This window comes from Acaryochloris sp. IP29b_bin.148 (assembly GCF_028285565.1).
Lineage (GTDB): Bacteria > Cyanobacteriota > Cyanobacteriia > Thermosynechococcales > Thermosynechococcaceae > Acaryochloris.
In genome coordinates this window covers 1-16642 of record NZ_JANQOY010000212.1, presented here as the reverse complement: position 1 = coordinate 16642, position 16642 = coordinate 1, and the positions used below count along the sequence as shown (strand labels likewise).

The following is a 16642-nucleotide window of genomic DNA, read 5'->3' as shown; positions in this document are numbered from 1 at the left end:
CAATATCTTTGACGTTCTCTCTAATTTTTATGTGCATCCTAGCTTTTTTTAAAGCATAGAACCTAATAACTATAAGGCTTACAGGAGTTGTGGGCAAAGCATAGGTTTGATAGGTCAATGTTGGAGCATTCAACCTGAAATCTCTGATCAACGCGTCTCACCCCTTGCATTGATCGCCTACTGGATCAGGAGGATCAACAAACACCCCGTTGAATGCGTTATTCATGTAAAGCTTGAATGCTTGATCATGATGCGTGATTTAGGTTGATTCACTGGACTGGGATGCGTTGTCGTTCTGCCAATTGCTAGGGAACAATAGAAGACTGCAAACTATCCTCTCCCGGCAACAATGTCACCCGACAAGAACGGCGGGCATTGGCAAACTGGGGATCTTGCCAAGAGAAGTCAAAGTGGCTGACCGTCTTAATTTGGGGGGCAATCCGGCGGATGGCCGACATTTGGGCTTCCAAGGAAGGACGGTTGCGATAGGTACGGCCCCATTGACCGGCAATCACAGGCTTTACCTGCGCCCCCGCTGCTTGCTTTAAGACGCGCTGCACTTGCTGAACAATACAACTGGTGTCGCCACAGGTGCCATAGGACATGGCATGCCATTCAATATTTTTAGGGAAGCGGTGCCAGGGCTGCATTCTGGAGTCGTAACCTTGACCCACCCGGCGGTTAGCGTCAGGGAAAAAGGCGGCTCCAGCGGGAATGCCTTGACGCATAGAGGTGGTGGCAAAAATCGAAAGATAATCCACAATCCCTTGATAGGCATGGGCCACGCTTAACAGCCACAAATCCCGATTCAAGCGGGTGGTGCGAATCCCCACAGCGGGGAGTTTACCCTTGGGAATATTCCGTCCTTGCCAGAGCGCTGCTTTTTCTTTGGGGTATTGACTGTCAAAGCTCTTTAACGTGGCTGCTGAGACCGAACCCTGCTTCAGATAATGTTGAATCACGGCCCGCCCTTTTTGATTGGTGGCCCGGTTGATCAGTGCTTGCTGGGCTGCATTACCAAAGATCCACAGATCGCTGAGCTTACTGCTGACTGAAGCGCCCCCCGTTTGGCGAGGGTACCGAATATAGTCAAACAGCATGCCATCCGGCTTGCGCTGTAAGATCGCTTGCACCATGCGCGCGTAGTCTTGACGTGCTTGAGGACTATAGGGATCGACAAAGGCCCGATCAATATCGCCATTATCGAGATTAATATTGGGGTCGGCATAGTCTAGGAGCGTGAGGCTGGTTTTACCTTTGCCATTGCGGGCCAATGTGGCGTTGCGATCGCTCCGTTGCCCATATTGCAGTCCATAGTTAAGACTAAACATCCAGGCATAGACCTTGAGGCCCCGTTTCCGCCCTTTTTGAATTGCTTCCGCCAGTAAATCTCGATTGGCGTATTTGGGATCTCTCACCTCAGGCGACCAAACCGTCGGATTATTAGCAGATGGGAGCAGAACACGCCCGTTATAAAAGACTTCCACATACACTTGGTTGTAGCCACGACTGACAATCCGATCCAGCAGGGTGTCTAACACACCCGGTTCCAAGTCACAGGCATGGAGGCGCAGCCAGATGGCCTGATTCTGAGGCCAATTTTGCGAACGGCATTGTTGCAGTTGGCGAGCATCTTCAGCCACTTTCTGGTCATAGGCCCGTTGAGCTGAGGCATCCCCTGCGATCGCAGCCCGTAGCAGCTTGAGCTTGGCTTTGGCTTCGCCGGGAGGGGCATGGCAAAATCCAGGGGCTTGGGCCTGGGCTGGCAAAGCGCTGACACCAGTGGTAGTTAAGGTCAAAGGGAGCAGAAAAACGGAAAACCAAGAAAAACGCTTTGTCATAGGATAAGCAAAGGAGTGAAGTAAACCAGCAGAATCCAAATTTTGCCTGAACGAACACCAATCTTCAGAACAATCGGATGAGATTGTCATTGGTGTATGGGCAACAACCTCATTTATAAAATGCTTGAGGTTCGTTTGTGAAATGGCGACAGGATAAATCAAGCGGGCAAAGACCGTATAAGCCCTTGGTTAGCTTGAATTCTCCCACCGAGCCAAATCATATTGATATTCTCTCTGACGCGGAGATATTCTACGCGGTTCCAATCTAATCTTTTAATCCAGTCTGTTAGCAGGCAGCGCGATCGAGCCGGATTAGGGAATCGCAATGGTCCCCAATAACTGCTCAACAATTCCTTGGGCACTGTGGCCTGCGGCGGGAATTAGGCGATGGCGCAAGACAAAGGGGGTCAAAAATTTGATGTCATCGGGCAGCACATAATCTCTTCCCTGGATTAAGGCCAAGGCTTGGGCGGTTCGTTGCAGGGTAACAGTGCCGCGTGGACTAACGCCTAAGGTGATATCGTCATGCTCGCGGGTGGCTCGGACCAAGGCTAAGATATAGCGCTGCAGAGAAGATTCAATCTTGATCTGAGTGCAGTCCTGCTGAAGCTGTCTGACTTCTGCCAGGGTAATGCAGGGCTGAAGGGTTTGCAAGGTTTTGCCAGCCTGCAAACGCTCCAACATTTGTAACTCTTCCGCTTCCGAGGGATACCCCAAACTTAAGGCAAGGGCAAAGCGATCGAGCTGAGCCTCCGGCAGCGGAAAGGTCCCTTGATATTCCACCGGATTTTGAGTTGCAATCACAAAAAACGGCTCAAGAACAGGATGAGAGACGCCATCAATGGTGACCTGAGCTTCTTCCATCACCTCTAATAAAGCAGATTGCGTTCGCGGGGTGGCCCGATTAATTTCATCCGTCAGCAACACATTGGCAAAAATCGGTCCCGCTAAAAACTCAAATTTCCCCTCTTTGGGATTCCAAATATTGGTCCCCGTTAAATCACTCGGCAGCAGATCGGGCGTACATTGAATTCGGTGAAATTGACCATCAATGGAGCGAGCCAGAGATTTAGCCAGTAAGGTTTTGCCCACACCTGGCACATCTTCTAAGAGAGCATGACCACCAGAGAGTAAGGCCACCAATACCAACTGGATGGCATCCTGTTTGCCGACAATGGTGGTGCCAAGATTATCTAGCAGCCGCTGTAGTTGCGGTCTGGTACTGGCAAGGGTATTGACCATAGCTACCTAAGGGGATGGGTTAAACAACTGCCGCGAGAGAGGAACGAGCGATGTCACAATCGGCTTGAATTTGAGCTTTGAGTGCGTCCAAAGAGGCAAATTTTTGTTCCGATCGCAGAAATTGCTGCAAATGCACAGTCAAAGTATGCCCATACAGATCCCCTGACCAATCGAGGAGATGAACTTCTAAGCTCGGTTGTTGTCCGTCTACTGTGGGTCGACAGCCCCAATTCATGACGCCCCGTTGCGGTTGCGCCCATTGGGGGCTAGTGACGCTAACGCTATACACGCCCGTGCGGGGACAAAATTTGTCTGTGGGCACTTGCAGATTGGCCGTGGGGAAGCCGATAGTGCGCCCTAGCTGCTGACCATAGACCACGGTTCCCGTGAGGTCATAGGGGCGTCCCAACATTTCTTGGGCAGTTTGCAAGTCGCCCTGGAGTAGGGCCGCTCGAATCGCTGAACTGCTAATCGGTTCTGCCCCATTGGTTTGGGGGGCGGTAATGGATACCGGAATTTGATACTGACCTGCGATCTCCACTAAATCCTTGGCGGTTCCAGCCCGTTGATAGCCAAAGTAAAAATTAAACCCCACACTCACCCATTGGGCCACCAGCTGTTCCACCAAAATCTCCTGCACAAAGGCTTGGGGACTGAGACGGGCTAAAGCTTGATTAAAGGGAATCAGGACGAGCTGATCCACCCCTAAGGCCTCTAGCAGCTTGGCTTTTTCTGCTAACGGGGTCAGCAAGGGTTGATGTTGACCTGAAAAAAATGCCTGCGGGTGAGGATCAAAGGCCACCACCGTCCCCTGAGCCTGGTCTGGGCAGGCCGACAGCAGGGACTGAATCACTTGGCAATGGCCCCGATGAATCCCATCAAAGTTGCCGAGCGCCACTGCCGTTGGCGTTGGCGCTATCTCTAATAGTGAAGTAACCCGCACAACTTAAATCCTGACATAGATTCGGTACAACAGCTTACTCATGCACTGAAGAGACGGCATGAACCGGATCCGCATACTGAAATGAAGATTTGCCGTTAGGCGTCAGGGTAATGGTTAGACCTTCTTGGGCAACGAGCGTGTTCCGATGCCGACAGCTCGCTTGTCGCCCCATCTCATCCAAGAAAACATCATTATGCAGCGGATCGTGATGGAAGAGGATCAGTTGTTCCACCTGAGCAGCTTTGGCAATTTTGATTGCTTCCTGCCAAGTCGAGTGCCCCCAGCCCACCTTACTATTGCCCACTTCATGGTATTCATCGTCCGTATAAGTGGAATCGTAGATCAGAATGTGAGCCTGATCGGCTAAAGCTAACACATTGGGATCTAAGGCATCAGGGAAATGCTCCGTATCCGTCACATAGGTAACCGTGAGCCCTTGCCATTCTAATCGATAGCCCACAGACCCCCCTGGATGATTGAGGATGGTGTTGCGGATGATAATATCTTCGACTTGAATGGTTTGCCCCGCCTCTAAATCATGGAAATTCAGGCTTCCGCCCATAATTTGCAGAGGGACTGGAAAATTTGGGTGCAGCATCTGGTCGGTCAACCGCTTCTCAATGGTTTTGCCATCGGAAGCCCGCATACCGTAGATATGAAAGCGATTGCCCGGCATAAAGGCTGGCGCAAAAAATGGAAACCCCTGAATATGATCCCAATGGGTATGAGAGAACAACAGATGGGCTTCTACCGGCAGCTGCTTTAAAAGTTCCTGGCCTAATACCCTGAGTCCGGTACCGCCATCAAAAATAAATTTATGGTGACCCGCTTGCACCTCAACGCAGGGGGTATTGCCACCGTAACGAACGGTGTGTAGTCCTGGACAAGGAATACTGCCTCTGACGCCCCAAAAGCGAACGGTAAGTTTTTCCTGCATAGGTGGGTAGTTGGTGGCTCGGACTGAATCAGTAGCCGTTAGTCCAATCATATCGAAGCAGCGAAACTTCTGCGGGTTTCTGTGAATTTTAGCCTAATTGGGAAACATTAGTTGAGATCAAAGCACAGATTTACGCTGACTGAAGGGTGCAAGCCAGTCTGTTAAAGGCGTTAACGCCCGGATTGAGGTGAGATTATATTGCAAAGGCGTAATCGCAATTAGATTCTGACGCATGGCCTGAACATCAGTGAAGACAGGGCTATCCGCCATTCCTTCCTCCTCCAGATCTTCCATGACCTCGCCCGCTAACCAATAATACGTTTTTCCTCTCGGATCGATTCGTTTTTCAAATATGTCGTGATAGCGACGAATCCCCTGGCGCGTGATCACTGCCCCCTGAATTTGATCCGCGGGCAGCGCAGGAACATTAACATTCAGCAATATGGGTTGGGGAAGAGGATTCTTAATCAGATGCGCTAGAAACTGGTGGGCAAAGTCAGCCGCCGGTTGAAACTGGGCGTCTGTGAAGCTGGCATAGCTGATGGCAATACTGGCGATCCCTTCAATCATCCCTTCCATGGCTGCTGAAACTGTACCTGAGTAGAGGATATCGGTGCCTAGATTGGGACCCTGATTAATTCCAGACAAGACAAAATCAGGGGGGTGTTCTAGTAAAGCGCCTAAGGCCAATTTGATACAGTCAGACGGTGTGCCAGAACAGGCCCATGCTTCCACCTGATCGACAAAGACAGAGGTGACCCGCTCGGCTCGGATGGGCTGGTGAATGGTGAGGCCATGCCCGGTGGCTGAGCGTTCTCGATCTGGACAGACGACCGTAACCTGATGATCGGCTGCCAGGGTATTGGCTAAAGCTCGCACACCCGGCGCAAAAATACCATCATCATTGCCAACTAATATTTTCATGGGATTACGACCAAGAACAAGGCATGGGTTGCAAAATGGGATACAAGCGACGTTGCTTGCATCATACAGTCGATTCAGACAACCCTTTAAGATGTTAGGCTAGCGTGTCTTAAAAAGATCGAGTACAGATTCCCAGTTATGGCCGCAGAACTCTCTCTGATTGTCGATATGGTCGCCGTTTTAGGAACAGCGGCGGCAGGAGGCTATATCGCCCATCGACTCAGTCAACCGGCCTTGCTGGGTTACTTGCTAGCTGGACTGGCCGTGGGGCCAGCGGGGTTAGGGGTGGTCAAGGCGGATGGCGCCATCAACTTTTTTGCTGAGATGGGCGTGGTTCTCCTGTTGTTTGCGCTGGGAGTAGAGTTTTCGCTCGGTAATTTGTTGAAGGTTCGCAAAATTGCCCTGGGCGGCGGCACCCTACAGGTGTTGCTAACGACCTTACTGGGAGGGGGACTGGCTTATCTCACGGGCTGGGTGGATACGCTGCCAAAGGCTGCTTTTCTGGGAGCAGTCTTATCGCTGTCTTCCACGGCGGTGGTGCTCAAGAGTTTGATTGAGCGCAATGAAATGCAGACCACGCACGGTCAGGTGATGCTGGGGATCTTAATTATCCAGGATCTGAGTTTAGGACTGATGCTGGCCGTGTTACCCATTTTGACTCAGCCGCCTGCCAGTATTGGCCAAGCTTTGTTGATTGCCATCCTCAAAACGGCGTTGTTCTTTGTGCTGGCGATCATTGCTGGTCTGAAAGTGGTGCCGACATTGATGCAGAAGGTGGCTCAAACAGGGTCGCAAGAACTGTTTGTGCTTAGTGTGGTGGCTCTCTGTATGGGGGTTGCGTTGGCAACGGCATCCATGGGGTTGGGAATTGAGATGGGCGCTTTTGTGGCCGGGTTAATGATTTCCCAGGTGGAATATGCTGATCATGCGCTGCAAAGCATTCTGCCTATGCGGGATGTGTTCGCCACCCTGTTCTTTGCCTCGATTGGTATGCTGATCGACCCTCAGTTTTTGATTCAGAATATGGGGACGCTGCTGAGTCTGGTGGCCATGGTGATGGTGGGTAAAGCCCTGATTGTCACAGCGCTGGTGGCGGTCTTCGGGTATGGATTTAAGACGGCCTTGACGGTGGGGCTGGGAATTAATCAAATTGGTGAGTTTTCCTTTGTGTTAGCGGGCGTGGCGGTTGAATTAAAACTCTTCTCGCCCCGTCTATATGGTTTAACCGTGGGGACAACGGCAATTACATTGCTGATTACGCCGTTTGTTTTTAAGCTGTCTTCCTATCTTTTTAGCTATCTTGAACGAATGCCAGTGATTGGTCGCTGGTTTATTTATACCCAGCGTCCCCGAGAGGTGGTGATTCCAGAAGGGTTATCGGAACACTGTGTGGTAGCAGGCTATGGTCGGGTCGGGCAAACCCTGGTGCGGATGTTGAGATCGCAACGTCATCCCGTTCTCGTAATCGAGAATAACGAAGCCACGTTACAAACCCTGCGAGATCAGCAGATTCCCTACCTCTTTGGCGATGCATCCAGTGAACTGGTGCTGCGCAAATCTAAACTGGACCGTGCCCGCGTATTAGCCATTGCCCTCCCGGATCCCTTAGCCACCCGACTGACCTTAAAGCGGGCTTTGAGCATGGTTCCCAGTTTAGACGTCACCGTTAGGGCCCATGCCATCCAGGAAATTGATGTGCTCTATCAGCTGGGAGCCAAGGAGGTGGTACAGCCTGAATTTGAGGCTTCCCTGGAAATGGGAGCCCATGTGCTGTTGAATCTGGATGATCCGATTCAGCAGGTCCAAAAAATTGCCAATACCTATCGGGCGGGGCATTATCGAGAAATCATCCCCAAACAACTCGGCGATCGCGTACCGCCAGAACTTGAGCGCGTGGTGGAAGGACTGGAAGGCCGATGGTATACCCTCAAGCCCGATGCCCCCTTTATCAATTGCACGATTGCTCAATCCGATATTCGCCGTCAGACAGGGGCCACCATTATGGCAGTGCGTCGTGGCCAGCGAACCTTTCGCTATCCCCATGCCCAGACGTTACTAGAAGTGGGCGATCGCCTTCTTTTAGTTGGAACGCCCCAGGAAAGACAAGCCTTTGAACGATTATTATCCCAGCCTATTCGCTAACGAGTGATGCATCTATCCCACCCCCAGAAAGGAAAGGCATAAGCAGAAAGGGAGCATGGCTTGGTAAAATTTACACGCTTAAATTTTTTTCAGGAGTTTATGTCCATTTTCCTGTCTTCTCTCTTGCTTGCCCAAGCATCACCGGTTGCCGCTGCGTCAGAGGTCGTGATTCCTCAGGAAGTAAGAGCATTGCCTGGGAAGCTCGATCAGTTTCCCGTTTTTAACAGTAATAGCCCCGAGGTGGTGAAATCGGAAGGGATTCTCCTTTCAACCTTTCCGGGAACAGGCAAGCAACATCCTCAAGCCCATCTCAACTATGCCTTGTCCGGGCGGTTTGACGTTTTTGCCCATCATGTCACCCGTGTCGACTCTAAACAGGGTAAGCGCCCCTTATATTTGGGGGTATTGTTGCATAACCCCACAAGTAAGCCTGTAAAGGTACTGGTTCTACAAGCCAACAGCTATCTCAGCCAGTCTCAAGCCCCTTTTGTGGACTTACCCGACCATGCCGCGGATCCAGGGGGTAAGTTTTTTTCTGGACCGGGGAGTCGAACGGCGGGTGATGTGCTGCGTCGACAACGGCAAGCGGGTTGGGAGACCAATCTGGTGATTCCCCCAGGACAAAGCAAAATGCTGGTGAACCTGCAGCTTCCCCCTAGCAATAGTCGAACCACCTGGTTGCGGTTGTGGACCAATGGCAAACTCTATGCCGCCAGCATGACCCGCTATGCCCGGTCTCCCTCGAAATGGAAGTTCCAGGCCCCTCTCTTGGAGGACTGGAAGCAGATCCTGACCCAAAGTAATCTCGTCAGTCCCCGGGATAAGCCCCCAACCCCTCCTGACTCCAAAGCCGAAACGTTTCTCTATGGGCGTGTGGCAGGAGTGTCCCAAGGCTCTGAATGGAAAGCAAAGGTCACCAATAAACCGGGTGATGACCAACTAGATATCCCCAAGCCCGGCGAGGCCATTTCCTATGTGATTAATTCCCTCGATCGCGGCACCTTGGGGACAGGGCAAATTCAAAGTGCGCCGATGCTGGTTCGCTATGACGATACGGCCTATAAGTCTCATGGCAACTATGGACTACGATATAAGCTCGATCTGCCCTTAAAAAATGCCACGAATGATCCACAAAAGATCACGCTGTCGTTGCAAACCCCGATCAAAGAGGATGAACTGACGCAGAAGGGATTACGCTTTCTCAAACAGCCCACGGGATCCGCCTTTTTCCGTGGGACGGTCAAGTTAAGCTATACCGATACCTTTGGTAAGGCGCAAAAACGGTTTTTCCATTTAGTCCAACGACGCGGCCAGCGGGGTAAAGCCTTAATCACCTTACCCATTGATCCCAAACAGCAAACGTTGGTCAATGTTGAGTTTCTCTATCCTCCAGACTCCACACCACCTCAAGTCTTGACGATCAAAACAATATCCCCAAAGTAGTAGGGGTTTAACAATGACTTCTGGGCTACTTGGATGTCAGCTGTTCTCTAGTTCTCCTTCCAGGTGGGAGAGTGTGTTATTGGCCGGACTTTTAATGGTGGGCTGTAGTGCCTCAAATACGCCTGTAGGGCCATTGGGAACGCCGCTTGAATTCTCTGAATATGTGCAAAATCGAGATGCGCTGACTCTCGACAAAACACAGCATCAAGCAACCTTTCCCTTGGGTGAGTCTGGGGTAGAAATGTGTTTAGTGTGGACGAGCCTTCAACAGCAGAATCATACCTATCTGGCCTCTGCCGAGGTTGAGGTTGCAAAGGCGGCACCAGGGGTAAGCATCGAAAGGGGCGGTAGCAGTAATCCCATCAATATTGGCACGGCTCAATCTGCCATTGAGCAACGTTCACTGCTATTCACCTGGCATCGTCAATCCTTCCTCCAGACTCAAAGTGGGACGGTAAAAGTTAGCTTCGCAGCTAACGGAACATGGAGGGTTGATTAGACCTCTGGCATCAATCGAGATATTCAACGGATGCAATCGCGTTCTAGATCGCCAACAGGTGCCCGTGCCAGAGGTGTGATCACTATTGTCGAATCAAAACAGGAACCAGCGTTTTGGCCTGAGAAATATGGCCATAGAGCTGGTTAAAATCCGCTAATCGCAGCGGTTACAGCCATGGCTAGTGGGCTTCCCTACGGAGTTCACTTGAGCGGTGGGATGAAGTCCATCTGCACGTTTCCTTCATTGGCCCTGCTGTTGAAGTTTGTAAAGGAGGGGAGTGGAGATCGTAACTGCATTGCAATCATGCTGAGAAAGTTTTGAAAAAGATGATGTCCTAGAGTCGAGCTGAGACCATCGAACTATTATCGTTCTCATTACTGTTCTGGGATCTCTCGCTTCAATGAACGAATTAATACAGCAGTAAATATCGCCATTGATAAGATGATTGCAGTTGGGCTGTCTCCATGCTCTAAAAGCTTCACAACATCAATCTTGATGGGTGTGATTGTTGGCTGAATAGATGTGAATTGAAGTGTCATTTATGTGTGTTGAACTCGATACTTTTATCATGATCGAAACATCCAGAAATATTTTCCCAGTCTATATCTCAGCAATTTTCTCCAGTTTTTTCTACGGAAGAGTTCTGAAACCTTTGTGAGAATATTCTCAGGATCGACCCAGATAATTTTTGATTGTGACTGCGTAATTTCAGCCCATTCCAAACTGAACTCGATAGTCTACAAGAGTGCCGCTATGGTTAACTTAAAGTCAAAATAAGAATGCCTCAGTTTTTGTCTCAGTTGTCTCATAATAGGTAAAACATTCAGATTGAACTCAGATTGAGGTCAAAGTTTATATTAAAGCTAGTCAAAAACCTTACGGGGAGATATATTCAGGGATTGAGGTATGCCAGAAAGTGTCCAAGCATCCCAAGCAGGACTTGCACTCGTTGAACAAGCCCGACGGCGAAAACGGTGGAATAAAACCGCTCAGCAATGGTGCCAAGCCGCTTACACTTCCCGTTCGACCTTAAATCGCTTCTGGGCTGGGCAGGCCATTCGTATGGATACCTTTATGGCTATTTGTACTGCCGTGGGGGTGGACTGGCAGACCGTGGCCATGTCTGAAGCCTTACAGGAAGAGTCATTCTCATTGCCAGCGGCTGCGCCAAGCGTAGCAGCCTGCCAAGACTGGGGTGATGCGCCTACAGTGGATAGTTTTCGAGGGCGTGCAAAGGAACTCACCCAGCTCACAGACTGGATAGTTCAGGATCGCTGTCATCTGGTGCTGTTGCTCGGCATGGGCGGAATTGGTAAAACCCTCTTGGCCTCTAAAATTGCGCGGACCCTGGCCGATCAATTTGACAAGATTATTTGGCGCAGTTTACGCAATGCACCGCCACTGATTCAGGTGGTCTTGGAGTTTATCCAGTTCTTAAGTGATCGCCAGTCTAAAACCCTACCTGCCTATTTAGATGGTCAACTGCTAGAGCTGCTGAAGTACCTACGTCAGTCCCGCTGCTTAATTATCTTGGACAATGTGGAGTCTATCTTGGCCAGTTGCGATCGCACAGGTCGCTACCGAGACGGTTACGAAGACTATGGCCAACTGTTTCAGTGTATTGGTCAAGCCGATCACCAAAGCTGTCTGCTGTTGACCTCCCGCGAACAGCCCCAAGGGGTTCTCCACCTTGATCTGCATGCCAAAAGCCTTGCTCTGAAGGGACTGCCCCTCGAGGTTGCTCAGGATCTCTTAGCCGCCAAGGGCGAATTTTCCGCCTCACGCACGGATTGGAATCCGCTGATTGAGCACTATGCTGGCAATCCGCTTGCCTTGAATATCGTCCGTGCTGCTATCCGCGACTATTTTGATCAGGACATTAACCAGTTTCTGACGGTTGTCCAGACGAGTCCCTTTATCTTTGACGATATTCGCGATCTGCTGTCTCAGCAATTCCAGCGGCTGCCTGCCCTTGAGCAAAGTATTCTGTATTGGCTGGGCATTAACCGAGTGCCCAGCTCGCTGGCCGATCTCCAGGCCGATGGCTTTAGCCCCCAGCGCATCGGAGAACTGATTCAAGCCCTTAATTCCCTCCAGCGCCGCTCCCTCATCGAAAAGCTGGAGGTGGGTTATACCCTGCAGCCCGTGGTGATGGAATATGTCGTCAGCCAATTGATTGACATCATCACCGCTGAAATTGTCCATCAGACCCCTCAACTGCTCCGCTCCCATGCGGTGCTCAAAGTTCAAGCCCGTGACTATATTCGCGAGGCTCAACTCCGCTTCATTGTGCAACCCATTGCCGAACGGGTCGTTGAGCAATTGGTGTCTGTTCAACAGGTTGAAACGCATATTCGGCAAATATTGCAGTCTCTGCAAGGGAAACCTGCCAATATTACGGGCTATGTGGCAGGCAACTGTGTCAACCTGCTCCGACAGCTCAAGGTGGACTTGCGTGGATACGATTTTTCCCGGTTGACCCTCTGGCAAGCCAACTTACAAAACCTCAATTTGCCTGAAGTGAACTTAACGGGGTCTGATCTGTCGCGATCGCAATTTACGGAGATGACGGGGAACGTCCTCTCGGCAGCCTTTAGTCCTGATGGGGAAGCCCTGGCCACCTGTGATAATGCCTATACGGTGCGGCTGTGGGACGTGAAAACGGGCCAGCTTTTAGTCCTATATCAAGGACATACACACTGGATTCGTTCTGTGGCCTTTCCGCCGACTGAAACAGGGCTGTTGGCCAGTGGTGGGGCCGATGGCACTGTCCGGCTATGGGATCGGCTAACGGGTCAGTGCCTGCAGATTCTAACGGGGCATCAAGAGGAAGTGTTTTCCGTCGCCTTTAGTGCCGATGGTCAGCAATTGGCCAGTGGCAGTGGCGATCACACCATTAAAATCTGGGATGTGGCCTGCCAACGATGTCAGTTGACGCTGTCTCAACATCAAGGACGAGTCCGTGCAGTGGCCTTTCGGCCTCAGGGACACCTCTTAGCCAGTGGCAGTGAGGATCACACCATCAAGTTGTGGGATACGGCCACTGGCCAATGTCTACAGACCTTAACAGGGCATACCGATTGGGTGCGATCGCTCGCCTTTAGTGCCGACGGCCAATATCTAGCGAGCGCCAGTAATGACGGTACCGTCCGCTGTTGGGCGATGGCCACTGGTCTCTGCTCACATATTTTTACCGATCATCAAGGAGGGGTTTACACCGTCGCCTTTAATCCCCAGGACCACACCCTGGCCAGCGGGGGGAGCGATCATCAGATCAAACTTTGGGATGCTGAAACGGGTAGCTACGTTGGTAGCGTTTATGGCCACCACAACCAAATTTTCGCCCTAGCCTTCAGCCCTGACGGTCAGGCATTAGCCTGCGTCAGTCTGGATCAAACCGTCAAACTCTGGGACTGGCGGACCCCTCAATGTCTCAATACCTGGCAAAGCCATACCGACTGGGCCTTCCCCATCTCCCTCAGTGACGACGGGGCTGTCGTGGTGAGTGGCAATGGCGATCATCGGATTAAACTGTGGGACTTTAAGACCGGACAACTGCTGAAAACCCTTGATGGTCACGCCACCCCGGTGCGAGCGGTGGCCTTAAATTCGCGACATATTCTTGCAGTGGCTGCGGCTGAAAACGCAGTTCGCCTCTGGCAATGGCAGTCGGGCAACTGTGTGCAGACGCTAGTGGGCCACAAGGATTGGGTGTTGTCGGCCCACTTTAACCCGGCAGGCGATCGCTTAGTCACAGGGAGTGCAGACCATACGGTCCGGATTTGGCAGTGGCAAACGGGGCAATGCCAGCACTGTCTTCAGGGACATACCGATCAGGTGGTTTCCGTTGCCTTTTGTGGCTTTGGCAAATACGTTATCAGCGGCAGTGCCGATCACACGGTTAAAATCTGGGATCCTAACACCGGCGATTGTCTACAGACACTCAAAGGGCATCAAACCCGCATCTATGATGTGGCCTTTGCCCCCTTTGAAGAAGAGCCCCTCAATCCCATTGCGGCTAGTGGCAGTGGAGATGGCACGGTTCGACTCTGGAATGTTAACACTGGCACCTGCCTTCAAACCTTGATAGGACACAAAAGCTGGGTGTTTTCTGTTGCCTTTAGTCCAGACCGTCGCATGCTGGTGACAGGCTCTCATGATCAAACAGTTCGCCTTTGGGATTTAGTAACCGGAACCTGTCTGCATACACTGCTAGGACACCAGCATCAGGTGTTCTCAGTGGCTTTTCATCCCGATGGCGATCGCGTTTTAAGCGGTTCTCAGGATCAAACCATCCGGGTTTGGGATGTCAAGACGGGAACCTGTTTGCAAGTTCTGTCCGATCGCCTTTATGAAGGCATGGATATTACAGAAGTGAGAGGGTTAACGACAGCCCAACGAACCACGCTGATCCGGTTAGGAGCAGTTTCGTCGCATCCATAACATCTGCGGCAACAAAGGCAGTGTCGGTTAAATTCCCTGCTCAAAGTTAGTCGTTCGAAAATACGTTGGAAATTCAAGTCAGATCACGGCATAAATAGAATGAGTAGCCGATCATAAAACGAATATTGACCATTAATCACGAAGTAATTCACCAGGAGAAAACAACAACCCTCGTTCTGACAAACTGGGCTGGCGGGGTGTTTGTTGTTGGTAGCAAGCTTCACCCGCTCGACCTTGAGGATAGGGATTCCCTTCATAACCCCAAAGTTTGGTGTAAGGGTTATACCAGTAACGTCCATTTTGGATCCGCGTGCAATTGACGCGATCCAAAACGGCCAGTTGCTGAGGTGTCATGCGTTGACCATTAACCACAACGTACCGCCCCTCTTGGGCCATAACTGCCATTGGCAGTAGGTTCAGGGACAATGCAGCAGTCAATAATATATGTTTGAGATTTCTATTCATCACATTCACCTAATAGTAGAACAACCTAAAATTGGGAGTAAACTTTGCACCTTTGAGTGCCAGGGTCTTCGATGTCCATTCACAGAAAGTACGGCATCGGATGGCCAAAGGGGTTAGTCGTGGCTGTGCTTGTATAGGGAGGGGGCCGATAAAAAGCCTGATAGGAGGGGGCCCGATGAGCAAGGGCATAATTCGCGAGCACCAAATCAAGGAAGGGAGCCCAATCTCTCATCCCTGATCTGGCGCTTACTTAACTATGACTTGAACGCAATAGATATGAATATGAGTCTCGTGTTGGCATTCTATTGAACTAGAACGGACTTACGACTAGTCAACATCACCTGCTTGAAGACTAAAAGCATTGGTATGAATTTCTTGATTAGCAGCATGAATACCGCCTAAGGCAGCTGACCCATGAGGACCAGACGCAGCAGCACCATAAGAACCAAGCAACTCAGTATTAGATTCAAATGTTGTGGCATTGATGTTTAGAGTCTTGACTGCACCTCCTGCAATAAGCTCTTGTTGTTGATTAGATAATTCAGTAAATAGTTCAGACATAACGTATTACCTCAACTTACACTTACAGGATTCACTTAAGTTCAAAAACAACTTATTTTCTTGAACTTTTCGTATTAGAACAGTTGTCTATAAGTGTCTCTGTGACCCAGGTCACAGCACAAAATAATACTCAAAAATAAAAAATGAAATCCTTACTTGACAAGACTTAAAGGGATAAATATTTTTGCGTTTAAAATATTTAATCATCAAATTATTCCCTTCTTTAATATTATTCCTTGCCAGAGATATTATGATGTTTCATATACCTAAACACGCACAAAACTCCATGATAAACCACGATTTCAATCATAAATTGGGGCATGCGTTGGATATGACAATGGGCATCCTCCTCCAATCGTTGAATGCGCCCCGTTAGATCAATCAGCAACTCAATGTGATGGCATATCCCGTCTGTGCCATACTCAATCGATTACAACGGTTTCCCAAACTCCTACCAGTTAGCCAATTCAGCTGTAATAGCCACTCAGCTTAAAACCGTCTAAAATCGGGCTTCCTCCAATCCATCAGCGATTAGCCTTATCCCAAATTAACCTATTAGGTGACCTGTATATCTAAGGCATCCAAGATATAGGAAAATCTTGTAAGTGAAGCTACAACCTTTTTAGACAGAGTATTGATTTGCTCAAATAACACTGTTTCAAGTGAACCAATAGACTCAAAGCATTTGCCTTTGAACCGCTTTCTCAAATCCTGCCATAAGCACTCAGATGGATTGAGTTCTGGACTATGAGAGGGTTGAACAATCGGTAACACATTCTCTGGCCAGAGAATCCAATCACTCATATGGGCACTGGCTTGATCCATCTGCATCAGATTCAAACGCTGAGGAAAAGCCAAACTGAATTTCTCAAGGAACCGCTCAAAGCACACCCTATCAAGATGCGAAAACCGATAGAAGAAACTCTCTCCTGTCTGAGGTTCAACGACCCTGTACAGCCAACATGCCTCTCAGAGCCACTATATAGACACACTTCTTACTAGGGTCCTACTTCAGAACAACCATATTGACACTCATCCCGCTACCCCTACGGGTATAGCAGGAGATTCTTCTTTCTGCGACGTGACTTGCTGTGTTGAACTCAGGTTCAACACAGTAGCGGCCTCATCTCCAGAAGCGTTTTGACTATCCAGTAGCCCGCTTCCCACATGCCCTGCGGTAGCGATTCCCTTTCTCAAGATGT

11 protein-coding genes and 1 pseudogene are annotated in these 16642 nt (G+C 50.1%); 4 read left to right on the top strand and 8 right to left on the bottom strand.

All coding sequences use genetic code 11. The features are described from left to right. Positions 1-305: 305 nt before the first annotated feature. The 5 genes from Q0986_RS19165 to surE form a co-directional block, all read right to left on the bottom strand. The gene (locus tag Q0986_RS19165) at positions 306-1841 is read right to left on the bottom strand and encodes a family 10 glycosylhydrolase (RefSeq protein WP_299414481.1); all 1536 of its coding nucleotides are present in this window, start codon (positions 1839-1841) and stop codon (positions 306-308) included. A 312-nt stretch (positions 1842-2153) separates the two neighbouring features. After that, the gene (locus Q0986_RS19160; protein WP_299414479.1) at positions 2154-3083 is read right to left on the bottom strand and encodes a MoxR family ATPase; all 930 of its coding nucleotides are present in this window, start codon (positions 3081-3083) and stop codon (positions 2154-2156) included. A gap of 19 nt (positions 3084-3102) precedes the next feature. Continuing rightward, entirely contained in the window at positions 3103-4026 is a 924-nt protein-coding gene (locus Q0986_RS19155) for a bifunctional riboflavin kinase/FAD synthetase (protein WP_299414477.1), read from the bottom strand. 34 nt (positions 4027-4060) lie between these two features. Continuing rightward, the gene (locus Q0986_RS19150) at positions 4061-4963 is read right to left on the bottom strand and encodes an MBL fold metallo-hydrolase (RefSeq protein WP_299414516.1); all 903 of its coding nucleotides are present in this window, start codon (positions 4961-4963) and stop codon (positions 4061-4063) included. A 117-nt stretch (positions 4964-5080) separates the two neighbouring features. Further along, entirely contained in the window at positions 5081-5887 is an 807-nt protein-coding gene (surE, locus tag Q0986_RS19145; protein WP_299414474.1) for a 5'/3'-nucleotidase SurE, read from the bottom strand. Positions 5888-6025: 138 nt separating this feature from the next. On the opposite strand from surE, the gene Q0986_RS19140 reads away from it, so the two are divergent. From Q0986_RS19140 to Q0986_RS19125, 4 genes are all read left to right on the top strand, one after another. Next, a complete protein-coding gene (locus Q0986_RS19140; RefSeq protein ID WP_299414471.1) occupies positions 6026-8029 on the top strand; it encodes a cation:proton antiporter in 2004 nt (667 codons plus the stop codon). A gap of 99 nt (positions 8030-8128) precedes the next feature. After that, on the top strand, positions 8129-9472 hold the full coding sequence (locus Q0986_RS19135; RefSeq protein ID WP_299414468.1) for a DUF3370 domain-containing protein: 1344 nt from the start codon (positions 8129-8131) through the stop codon (positions 9470-9472). A 13-nt stretch (positions 9473-9485) separates the two neighbouring features. Continuing rightward, complete coding sequence (locus tag Q0986_RS19130) at positions 9486-9971, top strand: hypothetical protein (protein WP_299414465.1); 486 nt, start codon at positions 9486-9488, stop codon at positions 9969-9971. Positions 9972-10877: 906 nt separating this feature from the next. After that, complete coding sequence (locus tag Q0986_RS19125; protein WP_299414461.1) at positions 10878-14414, top strand: NB-ARC domain-containing protein; 3537 nt, start codon at positions 10878-10880, stop codon at positions 14412-14414. A 132-nt stretch (positions 14415-14546) separates the two neighbouring features. Here Q0986_RS19125 and Q0986_RS19120 read toward each other — a convergent pair whose 3' ends face one another. The 3 genes and pseudogenes from Q0986_RS19120 to Q0986_RS19110 form a co-directional block, all read right to left on the bottom strand. Then, entirely contained in the window at positions 14547-14879 is a 333-nt protein-coding gene (locus Q0986_RS19120; RefSeq protein ID WP_299414458.1) for a hypothetical protein, read from the bottom strand. Between the two features lie 327 nt (positions 14880-15206). After that, positions 15207-15440 (bottom strand): CTB family bacteriocin, encoded by a 234-nt coding sequence (locus Q0986_RS19115; RefSeq protein WP_299414455.1) that lies wholly within the window; start codon positions 15438-15440, stop codon positions 15207-15209. 555 nt (positions 15441-15995) lie between these two features. Continuing rightward, a pseudogene (locus Q0986_RS19110) lies at positions 15996-16430 on the bottom strand (transposase); the annotation flags it as partial. Positions 16431-16642: the final 212 nt, after the last annotated feature.